The organism is Kitasatospora sp. NPDC001159 (assembly GCF_053598235.1).
In genome coordinates, this window is record NZ_JBSFJV010000008.1 from 1 (window position 1) to 20985 (window position 20985).

The 20985-nt window shown below is 72.4% G+C and carries 18 protein-coding genes and 1 pseudogene; 16 read left to right on the forward strand and 3 right to left on the reverse strand.

The features are described 5' to 3' along the window. Positions 1 to 199: acetyl-coenzyme A synthetase N-terminal domain-containing protein (locus tag ACWC9T_RS06390; RefSeq protein WP_449819909.1), on the reverse strand; the 199-nt coding region annotated here is incomplete at its 3' end. A gap of 386 nt (positions 200 to 585) precedes the next feature. On the opposite strand from ACWC9T_RS06390, the gene ACWC9T_RS06395 reads away from it, so the two are divergent. The 14 genes and pseudogenes from ACWC9T_RS06395 (at position 586) to ACWC9T_RS06460 (ending at position 15566) form a co-directional block, all read left to right on the forward strand. Further along, entirely contained in the window at positions 586 to 1338 is a 753-nt protein-coding gene (locus tag ACWC9T_RS06395; RefSeq protein ID WP_449819910.1) for an RICIN domain-containing protein, read from the forward strand. A 40-nt stretch (positions 1339 to 1378) separates the two neighbouring features. Beyond that, entirely contained in the window at positions 1379 to 2341 is a 963-nt protein-coding gene (locus ACWC9T_RS06400; protein WP_449819911.1) for an AMP-binding protein, read from the forward strand. Between the two features lie 200 nt (positions 2342 to 2541). Then, entirely contained in the window at positions 2542 to 3621 is a 1080-nt protein-coding gene (locus ACWC9T_RS06405) for a methyltransferase (RefSeq protein ID WP_449819912.1), read from the forward strand. 88 nt (positions 3622 to 3709) lie between these two features. Further along, a complete protein-coding gene (locus tag ACWC9T_RS06410; protein ID WP_449819913.1) occupies positions 3710 to 5326 on the forward strand; it encodes an HAL/PAL/TAL family ammonia-lyase in 1617 nt (538 codons plus the stop codon). Beyond that, on the forward strand, positions 5319 to 6491 hold the full coding sequence (locus ACWC9T_RS06415; protein ID WP_449819914.1) for an acyl-CoA dehydrogenase family protein: 1173 nt from the start codon (positions 5319 to 5321) through the stop codon (positions 6489 to 6491). Before ACWC9T_RS06410 ends, ACWC9T_RS06415 begins: the two co-directional genes overlap by 8 nt. A 98-nt stretch (positions 6492 to 6589) precedes the next feature. Beyond that, positions 6590 to 7450, forward strand: a complete 861-nt coding sequence (locus ACWC9T_RS06420; RefSeq protein ID WP_449819915.1) for a menaquinone biosynthetic enzyme MqnA/MqnD family protein — start codon at positions 6590 to 6592, stop codon at positions 7448 to 7450. A 149-nt stretch (positions 7451 to 7599) separates the two neighbouring features. Further along, a complete protein-coding gene (locus ACWC9T_RS06425) occupies positions 7600 to 7947 on the forward strand; it encodes a hypothetical protein (RefSeq protein WP_449819916.1) in 348 nt (115 codons plus the stop codon). A 143-nt stretch (positions 7948 to 8090) separates the two neighbouring features. Next, a complete protein-coding gene (locus ACWC9T_RS06430; protein WP_449819917.1) occupies positions 8091 to 8915 on the forward strand; it encodes a glycerophosphodiester phosphodiesterase in 825 nt (274 codons plus the stop codon). Further along, positions 8912 to 10297, forward strand: coding sequence for an MFS transporter (locus ACWC9T_RS06435; protein WP_449819918.1), 1386 nt, complete (start codon positions 8912 to 8914; stop codon positions 10295 to 10297). Before ACWC9T_RS06430 ends, ACWC9T_RS06435 begins: the two co-directional genes overlap by 4 nt. A 108-nt stretch (positions 10298 to 10405) precedes the next feature. After that, complete coding sequence (locus ACWC9T_RS06440; RefSeq protein WP_449819919.1) at positions 10406 to 10984, forward strand: TetR/AcrR family transcriptional regulator; 579 nt, start codon at positions 10406 to 10408, stop codon at positions 10982 to 10984. 217 nt (positions 10985 to 11201) lie between these two features. Then, positions 11202 to 12239: an agmatine deiminase family protein gene (locus tag ACWC9T_RS06445; protein ID WP_449819920.1), complete on the forward strand. Its 1038-nt coding sequence runs from the start codon at positions 11202 to 11204 to the stop codon at positions 12237 to 12239. A gap of 206 nt (positions 12240 to 12445) precedes the next feature. Further along, positions 12446 to 13636, forward strand: a complete 1191-nt coding sequence (locus ACWC9T_RS06450; RefSeq protein ID WP_449819921.1) for an agmatine deiminase family protein — start codon at positions 12446 to 12448, stop codon at positions 13634 to 13636. Positions 13637 to 13657: 21 nt separating this feature from the next. Further along, positions 13658 to 14343: pseudogene (locus tag ACWC9T_RS06455) on the forward strand (amidohydrolase family protein); the annotation flags it as partial. Positions 14344 to 14477: 134 nt separating this feature from the next. Next, positions 14478 to 15566, forward strand: coding sequence for a branched-chain amino acid aminotransferase (locus tag ACWC9T_RS06460; protein ID WP_449819922.1), 1089 nt, complete (start codon positions 14478 to 14480; stop codon positions 15564 to 15566). Positions 15567 to 15657: 91 nt separating this feature from the next. On the opposite strand, the gene ACWC9T_RS06465 is transcribed toward ACWC9T_RS06460, so the two are convergent. Then, entirely contained in the window at positions 15658 to 17769 is a 2112-nt protein-coding gene (locus ACWC9T_RS06465) for a HelD family protein (protein ID WP_449819923.1), read from the reverse strand. Positions 17770 to 17892: 123 nt separating this feature from the next. Further along, positions 17893 to 19518: an ADP-ribosyltransferase domain-containing protein gene (locus ACWC9T_RS06470; protein ID WP_449819924.1), complete on the reverse strand. Its 1626-nt coding sequence runs from the start codon at positions 19516 to 19518 to the stop codon at positions 17893 to 17895. A 220-nt stretch (positions 19519 to 19738) separates the two neighbouring features. Between ACWC9T_RS06470 and ACWC9T_RS06475 the strand changes: the two genes are divergently transcribed. Next, positions 19739 to 20428, forward strand: a complete 690-nt coding sequence (locus tag ACWC9T_RS06475) for a macro domain-containing protein (protein WP_449819925.1) — start codon at positions 19739 to 19741, stop codon at positions 20426 to 20428. Positions 20429 to 20528: 100 nt separating this feature from the next. Further along, entirely contained in the window at positions 20529 to 20897 is a 369-nt protein-coding gene (locus ACWC9T_RS06480) for a DUF4180 domain-containing protein (RefSeq protein ID WP_449819926.1), read from the forward strand. Positions 20898 to 20985 lie beyond the last annotated feature (88 nt).

Genomic DNA, 20985 nt, shown 5'->3' on the forward strand with positions numbered 1-20985 from the left:
GCGGGTTGGACCAGTCGAGCGTCTCGGTGGGCTCGACCGCCCAGCTCAGCCGGCGGGCCTGCTCGGCCCAGAAACCCAGACGGTCCTCGGAGGCCTGCGTGTAAGCGGCCGCGGTCACGTTGGCGGCTGTGGCCAGCTCTGCCGGCGGGGCGAAACGCCGCTCCTCCTTGAGCAGGTTGGCCAGGCTCTCGTTGCTCAACGCGCACTCCTCATGCTGTTCTCGCGTTCCTTGCGGGGAGGCGACCTCCCGGGTGACTCCCTACGATCATCGGGGCCGTCGGGAGTGCTCCGGCCCGGATCGGGCAGAACTCTCGGTACCCGGAGCGAAACCTTTCGGCGCCCCGGCCGACGACGGATCCGGCGGCCACCATCACTCCGACCTGCCGGTCCGCCGACCGAAACACCGCCACCCGGCCAAATCCTTCGGTACCGACCGTCATCCGGCGCCGCCCCGGAGCCATCTAGCGTGACCGCGGACGGGACCCGGAAGGGGCGGCCCCGCCGGGAGGCTGAGGCCCCGTGACATCGGGGCTACGCGCCCGCAGAGACCGGGCACAGGGAACAGCACCGCTAGGAGAACACCGGATGACGCTGCGCAGGGCGACCACGGAACGGACCGGGCGGGCAGCCGCAGCCGCCGTCCTCCTGCCGGGCCTGCTGCTGGTCGCGGGGTGCGCCGACGGTCACGGCGCCACAGCCCGTCCGGCCGCCGCGCCGGACGGCCGGACCGCCACGGACCAGGGGACGCCGACGCCGCGCGACCCGCTCCCGGGCGGCCTCGGTGATCCGGCCACCGCGCCGACCGGCGCCCCGGTGTTCGAACCGGACGGCCCGCGCACCCCCTCCTACGGCGGCCTGGGCACCCTGACCTCCTGCGACTCCGGTCGGCGCCTCGCCGTGCTGAACGCCCCGCCGTCCGACGTTCCGGACGGCGCCGTCGTCGGGACCACGGCGCCCACGGGCGCCGACGCCGAGGAGTGGCTCGTCTGGACCGAGCCGGACGGCGGCCTGGCCCTGCAATCGCTGCTGTCCGGCGGCGCGCCCGTCCCCCGGCTGGCCACCGCGGAGCCCACCGGTACCGTGGACGTCCGGGACGACGGCCCCGCGGGCACCGCCGATGCCTCCGCCCAACGTTGGCAGCTCACGGACCGTCGGCAGGACCCGAGCGCCGCCGCGGTGGACGGCTCCGTCACCGCCGACTGCCTGCTGATCAGGACGCAGGACGGCACCCGCTGCCTGCTCGACCACGGCGCGGACGCGCCTGTGCTGGCGGGCGACTGCTCCTCGCCCGCCGCGCGCTGGCGTCCGCAGGGTCTGAGCGCTCCGACCGGCACCTGACCGCCCCGTCCACGACCTCTCCGAGAGACCGGAGCCCGTCATGCCCTCGACCAGCACCGCAGCCCGACCGCCGCTGCCGACCGCCCCGGACGACCCGGTGGCGCTGTACGCCGTCGATGCCACCGGCGCCGGACGGGCCGTCACCCACCGGGAACTGGCGGACCGGGTCGACCGGGCCGGTGCTGTGCTGTGCCGGCTCGGGGTGCGCCCGGGAGACCGGGTCGCCCTGCACCTGCCGCTGCTCCCCGAAGCGGTGGTCGCGCTGCTGGCCTGCACCCGGATCGGCGCCGTCGCCACCACCCCCGCCCCGTGGACGACCCTGGCCCGCCACCCGGCCGACGAACTCAGCGCACGGCGCCTCCGGCGGGTCCGCCTCCTGGTGACCACCGACACCCGAGCGCCCGACGCGAGCCGAACCGCCGCACCCACCGCCCCGCCGGTACTGGTGGTCCGCACGGCCGGCGACCCCGTCCACCCGCGAGACGGCCGTCAGTGGTGGCACCGTGCCCTCGCCGCGACGGCGCCCCGGCCCGCCCACCTCCCCCCGGCCCCCGGGGAACGCGCTGCCGCCCTCCGCCTCGGCCTCCGCGGACCTGCCGACGTCTACTGGTGTGCGACCGACCTCGACTGGCTGGTCCGTCACCCCGAAGCCGTCTCCGGGCCCCTCGCCCTCGGGGCCGCCCAGGTCCTCTGCCACGACGTCACCCGACTCCGGGAGACCCTCCACACCTACGGGGTGACGGTGCTCCACGCCCACCCCGACCACCTGCACGACGTCCTGTGGCGCTCCCCGCCCACCGACCCGGACACCCCGCCCACGCCCGCCCTGCGCGTCGTCGCCCCGCTCCCCGGTCCCGACGCCTCCCCCGGACCCGACCACTGGTACTGGCAACGGGAGCAACACCCCACCGCCACCTGGCAACTGCGCCACGGCCCCAACCTCTGGTCGCCCCCACCCGCCGGCACCGCCCCCACCAACCAGCAGCCGACCCCACCCTACTGACGGGGTAGCGCAACCGATCTGCGCTCGGGCGACCAACTGCTGTCAGGGTGGCGACAGTTCGTGTCGGCACTCGCACACCCGGCATCCGTCTGCAAGCCGGTCGACGGGAAGACGGCAGCAACCTGACACGCCCCTGGACCCGCTCACGCCTTCCGACGAAGCTCGCTCCGGCAACAGCGATCATCGACGAATCGAGAGGCATGAGCACCGAGTCGGTCGACCTCGGCCATGATCACCCCTATCTCCCGACGGCCTGGCGCGAACGACGCACCCGGATCTCCTCCGTGGCGGACGTGGTGGAGCTGAGCTCCGCGTTCCGCGCCTCCAAGACCATGCTGAGCGCGGTCGAGCTGGGCGTGTTCACCGAACTGGCGAAGGGCCCCCTGGCCGGGGAGCAGCTGCGGACCCGGCTCGGTCTCCACGAGCGCTCCGCCGCGGACTTCCTCGACGCCCTGGTGTCGCTCGGTCTGCTCGACCGGGACGACGAGGGCCGCTACACCAACACCCCGGTGGCCGACCAGGTGCTCGACCGGGCGAAGCCGGGCTATCTCGGCGGCGTCATGGAGATGCGCAGCACCCGTCTCTACCAGTTCTGGGGGAACCTCACCGAGGCCCTGCGCACCGGTCAGCCGCAGAACGAGGCCCGCACCGGCGGCGACCCGTTCTCGGCCATCTACGCCGATCCGGCCCGGCTGCGGGCGTTCCAGCGCGCCATGTCCGCGCTCTCCCTGGAGGCCGTCCGCGAACTGGCGCGGAAGTTCCCCTGGGAACGGTACCGCACCGTGGCCGACCTGGGCTGTTCCGAGGGCGCCCTGCTGGGCCAGGTGGCGCTGCGCCATCCGCACCTGCGCGGCACCGGCCACGACCTGCCCGCCGTGCGGGCCGGCTTCGAGGAGTACGTCGCGGACCTCGGACTGTCGGACCGGCTGGCCTTCGAGCCGCTGGACTTCTTCGTCGACCCGCTGCCGACCGCCGACGTGCTGGTGTTCGCGCACATCCTCCACGACTGGGACACGGAGACCAAGCTGACGCTGCTCCGCAAGGCCCATGAGGCGCTTCCCGAGGGCGGTGCGGTCGTGCTGCTGGAGGCGCTGATCGACGACGGGCGCAGGGTGAACACCTTCGGTCTGCTGCAGAGCCTGAACATGCTCATCGAGACCCCCGGCGGCTTCGACTTCACCGCCGCCGACGGCCGGGCCTGGCTGGCCGAGGCCGGGTTCCGGGACGTCCGGGCCGAGCACCTGGCCGGGCCCGAGGGCATGCTCGTCGCCTTCAAGTAGGCCGCCGTCACCTGAGCGGCGGTCGGCGCGCGCTCTCCCCCGCCCCCTGAAACACAAATCCCTCACGCTCACGAAAGAGACATCACCGATGACGGAACGTGCCGTGCTCGACGGACGGAGCCTGACGATCGCCGAGGTCGTACGGATATCCCGGGGCGAGGGGGAGGTCGGGCTGTCCGAGGCCGCCGCCGTGCGCCTGCGGGAGTCCCGCAGCCTCAAGCTCGACCTGATCGCCACCCAGCAGCCCATCTACGGGGTCACCACCGGCTTCGGGGACAGCGCCAACCGCCAGATCTCCCCGGACAAGGCGGCCGAACTGCAGCGCAACATGATCCGCTACCACCTCAACGGCACCGGCCCCGCCGCCACGCCCGAGGTCGCCCGGGCCACCCTGCTGATCCGGGCCAACTGCCTGGCCCGCGGCAACTCCGCCGTCAACCCCGCCATCGTCGACCGCCTGCTCGACCTCCTGCGCCACGACGCCCTCCCGGTCATTCCGGAGCGCGGCTCCGTCGGCGCCAGCGGCGACCTCGTCCCCATGTGCTACGTCGCCGCGCCGCTCATCGGCGAGGGTGAGCTGCTGCACCGGGGCGTCGTCCGCCCCGCCGCCGAGGTCCTCGCCGAACTCGGCCTCGACCCGATCGTGCCGGAGGCCAAGGACGGCCTCGCGCTGATCAACGGCACCTCCTTCTCCTCCGCGTACGCCGCCCTGGCCATCGCCCGCGCCGAGGAACTCGCCGTCCTCGCCGAGGCGTGCACCGCCCTGGCCAGTGAGGGCCTGCACGGCAACCGCAGCCACTTCAACGCCTTCATCCACGAGGAGAAGCCGCACCCCGGGCAGATCACCAGCGCCCGCCGCATCGCCGAGATCCTCGCCGACTCCGGCCTCGCCCTGGAGCACAGCCAGGTCCTGGGCCTCAGCGACGCCCTGGAGGACCGCGGCTACCAGCGACTGAACCGCACCATCCAGGACCGCTACTCCATCCGCTGCGCCCCCCACGTCATCGGCGTCCTGCGGGACACCATCGACTGGGCCCGTCGCTGGATCGAGATCGAGATCAACTCCTCCAACGACAACCCCCTGTTCGACGTCACCGGCGCCACCGTCCACAGCGGCGGCAACTTCTACGGCGGCCACGTCGTCCAGGCCATGGACGCGCTCAAGGTGGCCGTCGCCAACGTCGCCGACCTCCTCGACCGTCAGCTCGAACTCCTCGTCGACGAGAAGTTCAACAACGGCCTGACCCCCAACCTGATCGCCCCCGTGCAGGCCGACGAGTGGGCCGCCGGTCTGCACCACGGCTTCAAGGGCATGCAGCTGGCCTGCTCCGCCATCACCGCGGAGGCGCTGAAGAACACCAACCCGGTCAGCGTCTTCTCGCGCTCCACCGAGGCCCACAACCAGGACAAGGTCAGCATGTCCCCGATCGCCGCGCGGGACGCGCGCACGATCGTCGACCTGGTCCAGGAGGTCGCCGCCATCCACCTGCTCGCCGCCTGCCAGGCGGTCGAGATCCGCGGCGCCGAGCAGCTCGCCACCCGCAGCCGCACCGTCCACGACCTCGTCCGCACCGTCGCCCCGTTCGTCGACGCCGACCGCCGCATGGACGCCGACATCCAGGCGGTCCTGGGTCTGATCCGCTCCGGTGAGCTCGTCGACGCCGCCCGGTCCGAGGAAGAGCGCAAGGAGCTGGCCGATGCCTGACGCCACGCAGGGCCACCTCGGTTACGAGGAGATCCTGGGCGAGGTCCGCCGGCTCTCCCCGCTCATCGCCAAGCGGTCGGAGGAGATCGAGCAGCTGCGCCGGCTGCCCGAGGACCTGGTCGAGTCGCTGCGCACCGCCGGCGTGTTCCGGGCGGCGATGCCCGCGGAGTGGGGCGGCAGCGACCTCACCTCGATGGAACAGATCTCGATCATCGAGGAGGCGTCCCGGGCCGACACCTCGGTCGGCTGGTGCGTCATGATCGGGATGGACTCGGGCATCTACGCCGGATACCTGGAGCCGGACGCCGCCCGCCGGCTGTACCCGAGCCTGGACCTGGTCACCGCCGGACAGGTCCGTCCGGGCGCCCGGGCCCACATCGTCGACGGCGGCTACCGGCTGGAGGGCACCTGGCGGTTCGGCAGCGGCTGCACCCACGCCGACGTGATCGCGGGCGGCTGTCTGGTCTTCCGCGACGGCGAGCAGGTCAAGGACGAGCGCGGCCGCCCGGTGTGGCGGGTGGTGCTGCTCCCGCGCGACCAGGTGGAGATCATCGACAACTGGTACACCACCGGCCTCGCCGGCAGCGGCAGCTGCGACTACCGGGCCGAGGGCGTCTTCGTACCGGAGGAGCACACCTTCACCTTCGACGAGCCGCGGGCCGACCGCCCGATCAACCGTCACCCCGACGCGATCCTGCGGAAGATGGCCGGTGTCCCGCTGGGCGCGGCGCGCGCGACGCTGGACTTCGTCCACGAGATCGCCGAGCAGCGGGTGGACCGGGCCAGCGGCACCGGCTGGCGGGACTCGCCGCGCGCCCGGCGCACGGTGGCCCGCTGCGAGCTGAACCTCGCCGCGGCCCGCACCCTCGTCTACTCCTCGGTCGAAGACGTCTGGGCCAGGCTGGCGGTGAACGAGCCGGTGAGGCCCCAGGAACGCGCGATGGCGGCCCTGGCCAGGTACAACGCGTTCCGGACGGCGCGCGACATCGCGAACGACCTGTACGACCTGGTCGGCGGCGACTCGATCTACAGCCACCGCACCCCGCTCGACCGGCGGCTGCGCGATCTGACCACGATCTGCCAGCACGTGGTCGGGCAGGACCTGATCCTCGACTGGTCGGGCCAGCTCCTGCTGGGCGGCATGCCCGACACCCCGTTCATCTGAGCGAACATCAGCACCACTGGTGGGAAGCGGTCGAGGGGGCCACTCGTTCGAGTGGCCCCCTCGACGTCGTCCGGGTGGCACCGGGCTACTCTCCGATTGTGGAGACAACACCAAGCACCGCCGTCCGTCGCCCCCGGGTCGGACACATCCGGTTCCTCAACTCACTGCCCGTGTACTGGGGGCTGGCCCGGACCAGTGCCCTGCTGGACGTCGAACTGACCAGAAGGACCCCGGACGAGCTGAACGACGGGCTGGTCCGCGGGGACCTCGACATCTCGCCGATCAGCCTGGTCGAGTTCCTGCGCAACGCCGACCAGTTGGTGGTGCTGCCCGGGCTGGCGGTGGGCTGCGACGGCCCGGTGATGTCCTGCTCGATCGTCTCCCGGCTGCCGCTGGACCAGCTGGACGGCGCCCGGGTGGCACTCGGCTCCACGTCCAGGACGTCGGTGTGCCTGGCCAGACTGCTACTGACCGAGCAGTACCGGGTCACGCCGCGGTACGAGGTCCGGCAGCCCGACCTGGAAGCGATGATGCGGGAGGCGGACGCGGCCGTGGTCATCGGGGACGTCGCACTGACGGCGTCGCTGTACCAGGCCGAGCAGCTGGGCCTGCACGTCCACGACCTCGGGCAGATGTGGAAGGACTGGACCGGGCTGCCGTTCGTCTTCGCGGTCTGGGCCGTCCGCCGTGACTACCTGGCCCGCCACCCCGAACTGGTCCACCGGGTGCACCGCTCCCTGCTCGCCGCCCGCGACCTCTCCCTGGAGCACCTCCCCGGGATCGCCGAACAGGCCGCGTGCTGGGAACCGTTCGACGCGGCCTCGCTGGAGCGCTACTTCAAGACCCTCGACTTCCGGCTGGCCGGGGACCAGTTCGCCGCCATCACCGAGTTCGCCCGACAGGCCGGCCCGATCGCCGGCTTCCCCACGGACACCCGGGTGCAGGTGCTGGGCGCCTAGCCGATCCGCCGCAGTGCCACTCGCCGAGTCGGCAGGCCGCCGTCGGCGGCCGCCGGCGCGGCGCTGCGGGGAGCGGCTTGGGCCGTTGCGGTGAGTGACGGCCCGCGAGCCGGTGCCGCGGCGGATGAGCGTGCGTCAATGGGCTGCTGATGTTCGGCGGCCGGGTCCGCCCGGGCATCGACTCGCGCTGGTGCTCCCACGTCAGCCTGCCCAAGACCGCCATCCAGCTGCTCGGCCTGCCGCCGCTGGGCGTGCCGCGGGTGGACGACGACGGCGGCCTCGCGGACCTGGTCGACCTATCGGGCACCGGCGCCGTCATGCCCAAGCCGCCCGCTTTCGGCAGCCAGATCACCCTGCCGCCTGCGCCCCGGCCCACTCCCCCGGCGGCTCCGCTGCCGCCCTCGCCGGTCACCGTGCCGAAGCTCACCGACGAGGTGATCCTGCGCGACGGCAGCTCGCTGGGCCGCCCGAACGACGTGCTCATCACCCACCGCTGAGCGCCCCGCACCAGTGCCCCCCGGGAGGGTGGGGCATTGATCGTTACTGCTTGACAGGGTGCGTAATACTGTAACGCGAGCGGGTCCGGGACGGCGGCGGAACGGGCGGCGCCCGCTTCTGTCCACGCAGCTCGGAGCAGCACATGCACCCCCACCCCTTCCTCGACCATCCGGGGCCACTCGCCTTCGCGCACCGGGGTGGTGAACTCGGGCATCCCGAGAACTCGCTCGCCGCGTTCGAGGCGGCCGTGGCGCTCGGGTACCGGTACCTCGAAACGGATGTGCACGCCACCGCCGACGGAGTGCTGGTGGCCTTCCACGACTCCCGGCTCGACCGGGTCACCGACCGGAGCGGGGCGGTGGCGGAGCTGCCCTGGGAGAGCGTCAGGCGGGCCCGGATCCGCGGGACCGAGCCGGTGCCGCTGCTGGAGGACCTGCTCGGGGCGTTCCCGGGGGCGCGGTTCAACATCGACGTCAAGGCGGCACCGGCCGTCGGGCCGCTGGTCGAGGCGATCCGCCGGACCGACGCCTGGGACCGGGTCTGCGTCGGCGGCTTCTCCGACAGCCGCCTGGCCGCCGTCCGGGCCGCCGCCGGGCCCCGGCTTGCCACCTCGCTCGGGCCGCGCGAGGTGGCGCGGCTGCGGCTGCGCTCGGTGGGCGAGCTGGTGCTGCCCGGGGCGCTGTTGGGCGGGCGCGGGGCACCGTACGCAGGGATGTGCGCGCAGGTGCCGGAGCGGCACCAGGGCGTGCGGGTGGTCGACCGGGCCTTCGTCCGGACCGCGCACCGGCTCGGCCTGCAGGTTCACGTCTGGACTGTGGACGATCCCACACGGATCAGGGCTCTCCTGGACCTCGGTGTGGATGGCATCATGGCCGATCGCATCGACGTTCTTCGGGACGTCCTCAGCGAGCGCGGCTGCTGGACGGACGGCAGCACCGGCTCCAGCACGGCGATAGGAGCCGTATGAGCAGCACGGACCACCTGCAGGACCTCGTCGCGGACCCCCCGGCGAGCGCCGACGACGGCCGCTCGCTACGCCGGATGCAGGTCGGCTGGTACATCAACGACTGGGCCAACGCGGCCTTCTCCGCCACCGTCCTGACGGTGTTCCTCGGGCCGTACCTGACCGAGGTGGCCAAGAAGGCCGCCGACGCGTCCGGCGACGTGCACCCGCTCGGCCTGTCGATCCGGGCAGGATCGTTCTTCCCCTACACGGTCTCCTTCTCCGTGCTGATCTCGGTCGCGGTGATGCTGCTGACCGGCACGGTCGCCGACCGCACCGGGCGGCACAAGGAGCTGATGTGCGGCTTCGCGTACGTCGGCGCGCTCGCCACGATGGGGATGTTCCTCCTCGACGGCGACCGCTACCTGCTCGGCGGCGCGCTGCTGGTGGTCGCCAACATCTCGTACGCGGTGTCGGTCGCGCTCTCCTACGCCTACCTGCCGGGCCTGGCCTCCCCCGACGAGCGCGACAAGGTCTCCTCCAAGGGATGGGCCTACGGCTACGCGGGCGGCGGGCTGCTGCTGGTCGCCAACCTGGCGCTGTTCCAGAACTGCGACGCGCTGGGGCTGTCCTCCGGCACCGCCGTGCGGATCTGCCTGGCCTCGGCCGGCCTGTGGTGGGCGCTGTTCACCGTCGTCCCGCTGCTGCGGCTGCCCTCCCGGGCCGGGGTCGCGCCCAGCCGCGCCGCGGCCGACCGACCCGCCGCCGGCAGCCTGCGCGAACTCGGCCGCACGCTGAAGGGCATGCGCAAGCACCCGCTGACGCTGCTCTACCTCGCCGCCTTCCTCTGCTACAACGACGGCATCCAGACCGTCGTCTCGCAGGCCTCGCTGTACGGCAGCGAGGAACTCGGCATGACCCAGACCTCGCTGGTCACCGCCGTGCTGATGGTCCAGATCGTGGCGATCGGCGGCGCACTGCTGCTCGGCCGGATCGCCCAGCGGTACGGCGCCAAGAAGACCATCCTCGGCTCGCTGGTCGGCTGGGTGATCACCCTGGCCCTCGGGTACTTCATGCCCGCCCACCAGCCGGCCTGGTTCTACGCCCTGGCCTGCATGATCGGCCTGGTGCTCGGCGGCAGCCAGGCGCTCTCCCGTTCGCTGTTCTCGCACCTGATCCCGGCTGGCCGGGAGGCCGAGTACTTCAGCCTGTACAAGGTCAGCGACCGCGGCACCAGCTGGATGGGCCCGCTGGTCTTCGGCCTCGCGTACGAGGTCACCGGCAGCTACCGCTCGGCGATCATCTCGCTGCTGGTGTTCTTCGTGATCGGCTTCGCGGTGCTGGTGAAGGTGCCGGTGCGCCGGGCCGTCGAGGCCGTGGGCAACCCCGTCCCCGAGCGGCTGTGACGGGCCTGCTGCTCTGCTGAGCCGTCAGGAGAGCAGCAGGGCCCGGTCCCAGGCGGGCGACACGGGCGGCCCGATCTTGGTCGGGGCGCCCGGGTAAGGTGGTGGATCGTGGCCAGTCGTAAAACGTCGATCTTGGAAGCAGCCGCGCGCGTGATCGCCCGGCGCGGGGTGCGTGGGCTGCGGGTGGAGGAACTCGCCGCGGAGGCGGGCGTGTCCACCGCGCTCATCTACTACCACTTCAAGGACCGCACGGGGATCCTCCGGCAGACGCTGGAGTTCATCAATGACCGGGCGGAGCGCTACACCACCGAGCGCGCGGCGGACGCACCGCCGCTGACCCCGCGCGAGGAGCTGGAGCAGACGCTGCTGCTGGAGCTCCAGGAGACGGTCGAGGTGCGGGAGAACAGCACCGCCTGGGGCGAGCTGCGGGCGAGCGCGGTGTTCGACGAGACCCTGCGGGAGGACCTCGCGCGGGCCACCCGGATCTGGGTCCAGGAGATCGCCGAGCTGCTCGGCGTCGTGCGACCGATGTCCTCGGCCGTCGCGCTGGCCGGCGCCGCCGAGCGGCTGACCGCGCTGCTGGAGGGGCTGAGCACGCGCTGGCTCAGCGGGAGCCTGCCGCTGGCGCACGCCCGCACGCTCATGGTCGGCGCGATCGACGCCGAGGTGGCCCGGCTCGGCACCTGACCGGGTTCCGACCCGGGCGGATCGTCACGCTCCGTACGGCCTTCCTGCGGGAGGAGTCATGGCACGCCGATGAGTTTGACTGATTTTTCAGTCAATGCCAGCCTGAGCCTGCAAGTCGGGTGCTGCCGCCGGCCCGTTCGCGCCGGTGCGGCGCGAAGAGCGGACCTGACGGCCCCGCGCACCCCTCCCGGCACCGTCGCACCGTCTGGAGACCCTCATGAGCCACTACCGCGATGACCGTTCCACCGAGGCGTACCCCTGGGTGCCCGCGGACGGCGTCCCGCACGCGCGGACCTGGATGTCCTGGCCATCCCGCCGGGGTGTCTGGGGGCTGCGCCTGGGCGGCGTCCAGGAGGACATCGCCCTGATCGCCCGCACCGTCGCCGAGTTCGAGCCGGTGGTCATGTGCGCCCCCGACGACTGGACCGCCGACAAGGCCCGGACGCGGTGCGGCCCCACCGTCGAGGTGATCACCGCGATCCCCACCGACGACCTGTGGATGCGCGACATCGCCCCGGTGTTCCGCCGGGACGGCTACGGCGGACTGGAGGCCGTGGTCCTCAACTTCAACGGCTGGGGCAACAAGCAGGTCCACCACGACGACGCCCGGGTCGCCGAGCGCCTCGCCGCCCACCGGGGCCTGCGCCACACCTACGCGGACTTCGTCGGCGAGGGCGGCGCCGTCGAGACCGACGGCGACGGCACCGTGATGGCCACCGAGAGCAGCCTGGTCAACAAGAACCGCAACCGCGGCATGAGCCGGGACGAGATCGAGGACGCCGTCCTGGACGCCTACGGCGCCGAGAAGATGATCTGGCTGCCCGGCATCAAGGGCCAGGACATCACCGACGACCACGTCGACGTCACCTCCCGGTTCGTCCGGCCCGGCGTGGTGATGGTGCAGCTGCCACCCGCCGACCGGAACGACTCCTGGGCGCGCGACGCCCGCGAGCAGTTCGCCATCCTGTCCGCCGCCACCGACGCCCACGGCCGCCGACTGCAGGTCATCCCCGTGCACGGCCCGGACACCGTCCGCTCGCGCAGCTCCACGTTCGTCGACTCCTACCTCAACTTCCACCTCGTCAACGGCGGGGTCATCACCGCCCAGTTCGGCGACGCCCACAAGGACGCCGCCGCGCGGGACGCGCTCGCCTCGGCCTTCCCCGGCCGCGAGGTGGTGCAGCTCGACGTCGACCGGCTGATGACCGGGGGCGGCGGCATCCACTGCTCGACCATGCACGAGCCGCTGCCGTGATCCCGCCACACGCACGCGTCTCCCCTGACCATGGCTTCACCGTAGAGCTTGACTGATTTTTCAGTCAATGCGAGAGTTCAGATCCGGCGCTGCCGACCGTGGAGGTCTACCGGTCGGCCGTCGACCGACGCCCGCGCGGACCGCTCCCCGGAACCCGTCCGCTGCGCCCGCACCTCGATCCACCCTCGGCCCCACCGGAGATCACCGTGACCCAGTCCCCGCTCGCCCGTCGCACGGTGCTGCGCTCCCTCGCCGGTGCCGGTGTGCTCGCCCTCGGCGTGACTGCCTGTGCCGCCGGCGAGGACCCGACCGAGCCGGCGGCCCCGTCCTCCGGTGCCGCCGAGCAGCCGTCCGGGGCCGCGCCGGCGGACCCCTCGACGCCCGCCCCGGCCCGCGGGCGCAGGCTCGGCGGGGAGTGGGAGAAGCACGAGCGGACCTTCATGGCCTGGCCGGCCTCCGAGAGCGTCTGGGGCGAGCAGCTCGGGGCCGTTCGGAAGGACATCGCCACCGTGGCCCGGGCCGTCGGCGGGCGCGAACCGCTGGTCATGCTGGTCCGGCCCGGCCAGGAGGCCTCGGCCCGTAACGCCTGCGGCCAGGACGTCGAGCTGCTCTCCGTCCCTGTGGACGACCTGTGGGCCCGCGACACCGTGCCGGTGTTCGTCGAGGAGGGTGGCAAGGTCAAGGGCGTCGACTTCAACTTCAGCGGCTGGGGCGGCAAGCAGCAGCACGGCAACGACGCCCGGATCGCCCGCGCCGTGCTGGACAAGTACGGCATCGAGCGGGTCGCGACCCAGCTGGTCGCCGAGGGCGGCTCCTTCGAGAGCGACGGCCAGGGGACGCTGCTGGTCACCGAGAGTTCGGTGGTCAACGACAACCGCAACCCGGGCCGCAACCGCGACCAGATCGAGGCCGAGCTCAAGCAGGCGCTCGGCGTCACCAAGGTGATCTGGCTGGCTGGCGTCAGGGGCAAGGACATCACCGACGCCCACGTCGACTGCCTGGCCCGGTTCGCCGCGCCCGGCGTCGTCTTCCTGGACCGCGCCTTCCCCGGCACCCCGGCGGACGTCTGGTCCCGCTCGGCCGACCAGGCCCGGGCCGTCCTGGCGGAGGCGACCGACGCGACCGGCAAGAAGCTGAAGGTCGTTGAGATCAGCCAGCCGGACCCGGACCGGATCACCGGCCGCGGCGCCGCCTTCGTCTCCTCGTACATGAACTTCTACATCGGCAACAAGGGCGTCTACCTGCCGCTGTTCGGCGACTCCCGGGCCGACGGGCACGCCCAGGAGGTGTTCAAGGACCAGTTCCCGGGCCGCGAGATCGTCCCGCTGCAGATCGACACCATCGCCTCCGGCGGCGGTGGCATCCACTGCTCCACCCACGACCAGCCCGCTTCCTGACGTCGCCCCGCCACCCCGAGGGCCACCAACCCCACCCTCCCCTTCGGCCGGGCCGCGATCGCCGACACTACGGCGTGATCGTCTCCGTCCACGGCCTCAAGACCGACCTGGCTGGCGACGCCACGATGGCCCGCGACCGCATCCGGGCCGGGACCATGGGCGCCGAGGACGTCCTCCACGACCTGGGCGCCATCGGCATCACCTGCTCCGACGCCCAGGGCACGGGCCGGGCCGGCGGCCGCACCTTCGCCATGGCGGGGAAGATGAAGACCGAACTCGGGCCGCTGGAGGGTGACGGGCCGGACGACGACAACCGGCGGGTGCTGCGCTACATCGCCAAGCTGACCATCAACCCGGCCATCGCGCACGGCCTTTCCCACGAGGTCGGCTCGATCGAGATCGGCAAGCTCGCCGGCCTCGTGCTGTGGCGCCCGGACCACTTCGGCGCCAAGCCGCAGCTCGTCCTCAAGGCCGGCTTCCCCGCGTACGGCGTGGTCGGCGACCCCAACGCCTCCACCGGCCGCTGCGAACCGCTCGTCCTGGGACCGCAGTTCGGAGCCCACGGCGCGACCGCCGCCGACATCTTGGTCGCCTTCACCAGCCGGGCCGCCGCCGAATCCGGCAGCCGGGACCGCCCGCACGACAGCATGACGACGCGCCGCCGCCGCGTCGCCGTCCGGGACACCCACGGCATTGCGGGGCCGGCTGCCACGGTCCCGCTGACCGGACCGTTCGGGTCCGCGTCTGCGAACGACCGTTAGCATGCCGGGTGCGGCGCCGATCCCCGGCCCGTCTGCCGGGCTACCGCAGCAGATCCTGCCTCGATGCTGAGGAGTTGACGATGAGTGGCGCATTCCCGCTGTTCCGGACCACCGAGCCCGTCCCCGAGGCGGAGCGACGCGACGTCCTCGCCGCGCCGGGTTTCGGGAAGCACTTCACCGACCACATGGCCACCGCCACCTGGACGTCCGCCGAGGGCTGGCACGACCGCAAGGTCGGGCCGCTGGTGCCGTTCGCGCTGCACCCGAGCGCGGCCGTGCTGCACTATGCGCAGGAGATCTTCGAGGGGCTGAAGGCCTACCGGCACGCCGACGGCAGCGTCTGGCTGTTCCGCCCGGAGGTCAACGCCCGCCGCTTCGCGAGCTCCGCACGACGGCTGGCCCTGCCCGAGCTGTCCGAGCAGGACTTCCTCACCAGCGTCGAGGAGCTGGTGCGCGCGGACGAGGCCTGGGTTCCGGCCGCCGACGGCGAGGGCAGCCTCTACCTGCGGCCGTTCATGTTCGCCTCGGAGGCCTTCCTCGGTGTCCGGCCGGCCGACCACGTCACCTACTCGGTCATCGCCTTCCCGGCCGGGCCGTACTTCCCCTCCGGCGTCACCGGCATCACCCTGTGGGTCAGCGGCCAGTACACCCGCGCGGGCCGGGGCGGCACCGGCGCGGCCAAGTGCGGCGGCAACTACGCCTCCAGCCTGGCCGCCCAGATGGAGGCCAGGCAGCACGGCTGCGACCAGGTGCTGTTCCTGGACGACACCGGCGGCGAAGGCGACCTGGAGGAGTCCGGCACGATGAACCTCTGCCTGGTCACCTCCGACGGCGAGCTGGTCACCCCCGGGCTCGGCACCATCCTGGAGGGCGTGACCCGCGACTCGGTCCTCGCCCTGGCCGCCGAGTTCGGCCTCACCCCGGTGGAACGCGCCATCACCCTCGCGGAGTTGCGCTCCGGCGCCGTCGACGGCACGGTCACCGAGGTCTTCGCCACCGGCACCGCCGCCGTGATCACCCCGATCACGGCGTTCAAGGGCCAGGGCTACGAGTTCACCATCGGCACCGGCGCCCCCGGAAAGCAGACCCTCGCCATCCGCGAACACCTCCTGGACATCCAGTACGGGCGCGCGGAGGACAGGCACGGCTGGCTGCGCCGGGTGCTCTGACCCGCCGCCCACCTCACCCGGTCGTCGCCTCCGCCGGATCCACCGGCGGTCCGGAGGCGACGACCGGGTCCGGGCCGGCCGGGATACCGGTTCACCCTGCGGTCAGCTGCGCCGGAAGCGGACGGGAGTGCAGGATGTCCAACCGGGACACCGCCCGGGTCAGCACCACGTAGAGCCGGTGCAGTCCGCGCGGCTCGGCCTCGGCGATGGCGGCCGGTTCCAGGACGATCACGTGGTCGTACTCGAGTCCCTTGGCCAGCGAGGCCGGAAGCACCGTCACCCGGGCCGTGCCGCCGGCCTCCTCGGCGGAGACGCTCGGGATCCCGGCGGTTCCCAGCGCGGCGGCGACCCGCGCCGTCGCGCCGTCGGCGGCGATCACCGCGATCGAGCCCTCCCGTTCCAGCGCGGCTCGCGCCGCGACCGCCACCGCCTCGTCCAGGGCGTCCACCGCCCGGATCGCCACTTCGCCGTCCCGGCGCAGCGACACCGCCGGCGGCACGTCGACGTCGAGCGCGCCGAGCAGCCGGTTGGCGAGCGTCATCACGGCGGCGGGGACCCGGAAGCCGGTGGTCAGCGGCACCAGGGTGGCCTGCGGTTTGCCGAGATGGGCCAGCTGCTCGGTCCAACTTCGGGCCGACCAGGGGGCGGTGGCCTGGGCGAGGTCGCCGAGGACGGTGAGGGAGCCGAAGGTGCTGCGGCGGCCGATCGCCCGGCACTGCATCGGGGAGAGGTCCTGGGCCTCGTCCACCACCACGTGGCCGAAGCTCGCCGGGCGCTCGATCAGGCCGGCCACCTCGTCGAGGAGGACGAGGTCGTGCTCGGACCACTTGGCGCTCCGTTCCGAGCGCGGCGGCTTCTGCCACAGGATCGCCGCCTGTTCCTCGGGCGAGAGCAGTCCGTCGGCCGCCGCGGCCAGCACGGCGGGGTCGCCGAGCAGAGCGGCCACCACGGCCTCGGGGCGCAGCGCGGGCCAGGCGGTCTCCAGGAAGGCCGCGACCGGCCTGCAGCGGCCGACCCTGCGCTGCCAGGCGGCGTTCTGGACGCCGGAGCGCCGCTCGGCCTGGTCCCGGATCAGCTCCATCACCCGGGTGCGGACGTTCTCCCGGCCTGCGGCGTACGGCGGCGCCTGTTCGCGGATCTCGGCGACCGTCCGGTCGAGCTTCTCCGCGGGCACCCGCCAGCGGTAGGAGCCGTCCGGGACGACCAGCGGTTCGGAGCCTGAGGCGCGGATCCGGCCGTACAGCGCCCGGCGCAGCACCTCGGCCATCCGCGCGTCCTGCTTGATCGTGGCGGCCCGTTCGCCGTCCACCGCGGAGACCGTGCGGCCAGCGGCGACCAGGTCCTCCACGGTGTGCTGGGAGACGTCCAGCTCACCGAGCGCGGGGAGCACCTCGGCGATGTAGCGCAGGAAGGTCCGGTTGGGGCCGATGACCAGCAGGCCGCTGCGCTGGATCCGCTGCGGGAAGCTGTACAGCAGGTAGGCGGCGCGGTGCAGGCCGACGGCGGTCTTGCCGCTGCCGGGGGCGCCCTGGACGCAGACGGACTCGCTGAGCTCGCCGCGGACCAGTTCGTCCTGCTCGGGCTGGATGGTCGCGACGATGTCGCGCATCGGCCCGGTGCGGGGGCGCTCGATCTCGGCGGCCAGGATGCCGCTGGGCCCGCCCTCCTCGGCGCGGTCGAGGTGCTCGCCCTCGGCACGGTCGAGGTTCTCGTCCTCGGCACGGTCGAGGTTCTCGTCCTCCAGGCCGGTCAGGTCCTCCGGCGCGCCCGGGCTCCCCGGTACCCAGCCGAACCGGCGGCGGCGCGCGAGCCCGAGCGGCTCGTGGGCGCTCGCCCGGTAGAACACCCGGGAGACCGGGGCCCGCCAGTCGACCACCAACGGCGGCACGGTCGGGTCCTCGGAGATGCGCCGGCGACCCACGTAGTAGCGCTGCCCGCGGTGGTCCCCGGTCCCGGGAGCGTCGTCGAAGTCGAGGCAGCCGAAGAAGGACGGGCTGTCCGGCAGCTCCCGCATCCGCTTCGCGCGGGTCCGCAGGTAGCGGCCGAGTGCCTCGGCGCTCGCGCCGTCGCCCGAGACGTCCTCTCCGGCGACGACCTGGTGGCCGGCGTCCGCCACCTGCCGGGCCATCGCCGCCCGGCAGACCTCGACGTAGGCCCGCTCGCGCGCCAACTCTCCGTCGAGTCCCATGGTTTTGGACGTCATCGCTTCCCCCGTGGTCGGCTCGGCTACCGTTCGGAGGAGCCATCATAACTTAACCAAGTAAAGATCCTAACCAGGTCAGATGGCAGTGGGCGGCGCTCGACTCAGGACATCGAGGACATCGACTCAGGACACCAGCGGCTCCTCCGCGAGCTCGGTCAACGTCACGGTGCACAACCCGCCGCGCTGGGTCTGCACGTCCGTGACCTCCAGCTGGGTGCCCGGCAGCAGGATGAACTCCTCCTCCCCCGTGAACGCCGAGAACCGCTGGATGCCCGCCGCCCGCCGCGGGCGCACCTCGAACAGCGTCCGCTTGCCCCGGCTGCCCAGGAAGGACTGGGCCACCCCGAGCTTGGAGGTGCAGGAGGACACGCCCCACCACGTCACCGTCCGGCCGAGCGGGTACTGCTTGCGCAGGTCCAGCGAGACCCCGCGCCAGAGCGGCTCGGTGCGCGTCGGCAGCTGCGAGACCGCCGCGAACAGCAGCCGCAGGTACGGCAGGTACGGCACCAGCCGGCCGCGGTCCGGCGAGCGCAGCACCGCGTTGATCTCCCGGTAGAACGCGGACTCGCAGGTGTAGAGGTAGAGCGCGGCGATCGCGTCGGCGGACAGGCCGGACGCCCCCTCGTCCGCGCGCCGCTTGCCGAAGTCGTGCGACAGTGCGACGTGCCGGTCCAAGCCCCGGAGCAGCGCGGCCACCGGAGCCACCGCGTCCCGGAAGTCCATCATCGGCGTGTCGAACACCCCGCTGATCGCCGGGAGTTCGAGGCCCTCGTCCTTGACGCTGGCGAGTCGTTCCAGGTACAGCTGGTGCAGCTCCATGGTGGAGGCGATGAACGCGCCCATCCGCTCGGCGACGCCGCCGTCGGCACCGCCGTGCTGCGCCGCGTCGGCGTTCCAGCCCGCGCTGGGGAGCCAGTCGATCTCCTCCGCGCCGAGCGAGGCGAGCGCGGCGTTCACGGTGGCGAAGTGGTCACCGTCGCAGAAGATGTCGCCCTGGGCGGCCGGGTTGGCGTGGTCGATGTGGCGGACCTCGACCTCGGGGTACTTCTTCTGCAGCCGCAGCACGACGTTCTTCAGGCTGCGCGCGTGCGCGCCCCACCAAGCGAAGACGACGCCCCGGTCCTCCTCGCCGGCCTGCTGCTTGGCCCGGAGGATCTCCTCGATGATCCGCGCGGCCACCGGTCGCCAGAACCCGGTGTGCCGGTCCGGGCCCATCGCGCCGTCGGCGCTGGCGGTGAGCGCCGCGTTCAGCAGCAGCACGCCCTGGGTCAGCATCGCCTGGAACCACTCCGGCGGCTGGACGGTCTCCTGCTCCTTCAGCAGCGCCCGTATGTCGGCGATCGGCGTCTTCTTGGGGATGCCGTACTTCCACATCGCCGCGGCCTTGATGATGCAGCGGATGCTGACCACCCGGCCGAACTGGCTGTCCTTCCAGTCGTGGAAGGCGTTGTCGAACATGGCGATGCCGGTGGCGCTCTCCGGCCGCGGGTACGGGTTCTGACCAAAGACCACGACCTTCCACTTGTGCGGGGCCTGCGGTTTGAGCGCCTGGAAGGTCAGCTCGCGGACGGGCACGACCTCCGGACTGCGGCCCGGGCCGATGAACGAGGCGGCCTCGGGCTGCGCCTCGATGACCGGCTTCAGCAGTGGGAGCCACGGCTCTCCGCCGTCCTGGAAGAGCTCCGCGAGGGCCAGCGGGTCGTTCGGGTCGGGCTGGGTGGCGGGAGCGGGGGTGTTGGCAGCGCTCATGGTGGTGGGACTCCGGCAGGGTCGGGCCGTGCGAAGGGCAGGGTGGAGTTCGACTGAGTGTCCGTCAGCTTTCCCGGCGGACAGCACAGTCCTACCAGGCAGGACTGACAGTTCCGACCCCTCGACGGCCGGTCGGCCGGGACGGCCGAATTGTCAGCGGTGCGCGCTAGCGTCGTCGTCGACAGCGGGAAACAGCTCGACGAACGACAGGAGTTGCAGCATGACGACGGACCGCGCGCAGTCCCCGCTCAAGGTGGTGCTGACGGACCTCAACGCGACGGTGGTCGAGTCGTGGCGGGCGGCCTTCGCCGACACCCCAGGAATCGAGATCCGGCACGGCTCGATCCTCACCGAGGAGGTCGACGCCTGGGTCAGCCCGACCAACTCCCGCGGCCGGATGGACGGCGGGACGGACGCGGCCATCAAGCGGCACCTGGGGGCGGGCATCCAGCTCAAGGTGCAGCGGGCGATACGCAGCAGGTACGCGGGCACGCTGCCGATCGGCAGCGCGGTCTGCGTGCCCTCCGGGGCGGTCAACCCGAAGTTCCTGATCTCGGCGCCCACGATGCAGACGTCCTCGCAGAACGTGAGCGAGACGCTGAACGTGGCGCTCGCCTGTGCCGCCGCCTTCCAGGCCGTGCACCGGCAGAACCTGCTGGCGCCGGGCAGCATCCGCTCGGTGGCGCTGGTCGGCATGTGCGCCCAGACCGGCCGGGTCCCGGCCCGGGTGTGCGCCAACCTGATGTGGACGGGCTACACCCTGTTCAACGACCACTGCTTCGAGAACGACGAGGACCTGCGCGCCACCATCCTCGACCAGTTGGAGGACATCGAGAAGGCGCCTGCCACCCAGCGGGTGCGCATTGCGCCGCCCACCGGCCGCAGCCGGGCCCGACGACAGCGGCAGTGAGCGGTAAATCGATTCCGGGCGCCGGGCCTCCTCCCCTAGATTGAGGCTCGTCCACGGATGATCACACCGGATCATCACGCCCGATCGGCAGGAGACCGCCATGGCAGACACAGTGCAGGAACTGAGCGGGGTGAAGGTGCTCGTGTGCGACCCCGCCGGGCCCGCGATCACCACCGTGCAGGATGCACTGGATCTCATCGGCGCGGCCTACGTCGGCGCCGAGATCGTCGCGGTCCCCGCCGACCGGCTGGACGACAAGTTCTTCGCCCTGAGCACCGGTTTCGCCGGCGAGGTCATGCAGAAGTTCGTCAACTACCACGTCCGGCTGGCCGTCACCGGCGACATCTCCCGTCACCTGGAGGCCAGTTCGGCACTGCGCTCGCTGGTCCACGAGTCCAACGCTGCCAGCCACATCTGGTTCCTCCCGGACACCGAGGCCCTCACCGCCCGTCTGGCGAACCGAGCCTGACGCTTCATCGACGACTGCGGGCCCGGATCCGACGCCGACCTCGATCCGGGCCCGTTGCGGACCCCCGCCGGGCCCGTGGCGGAGAGCG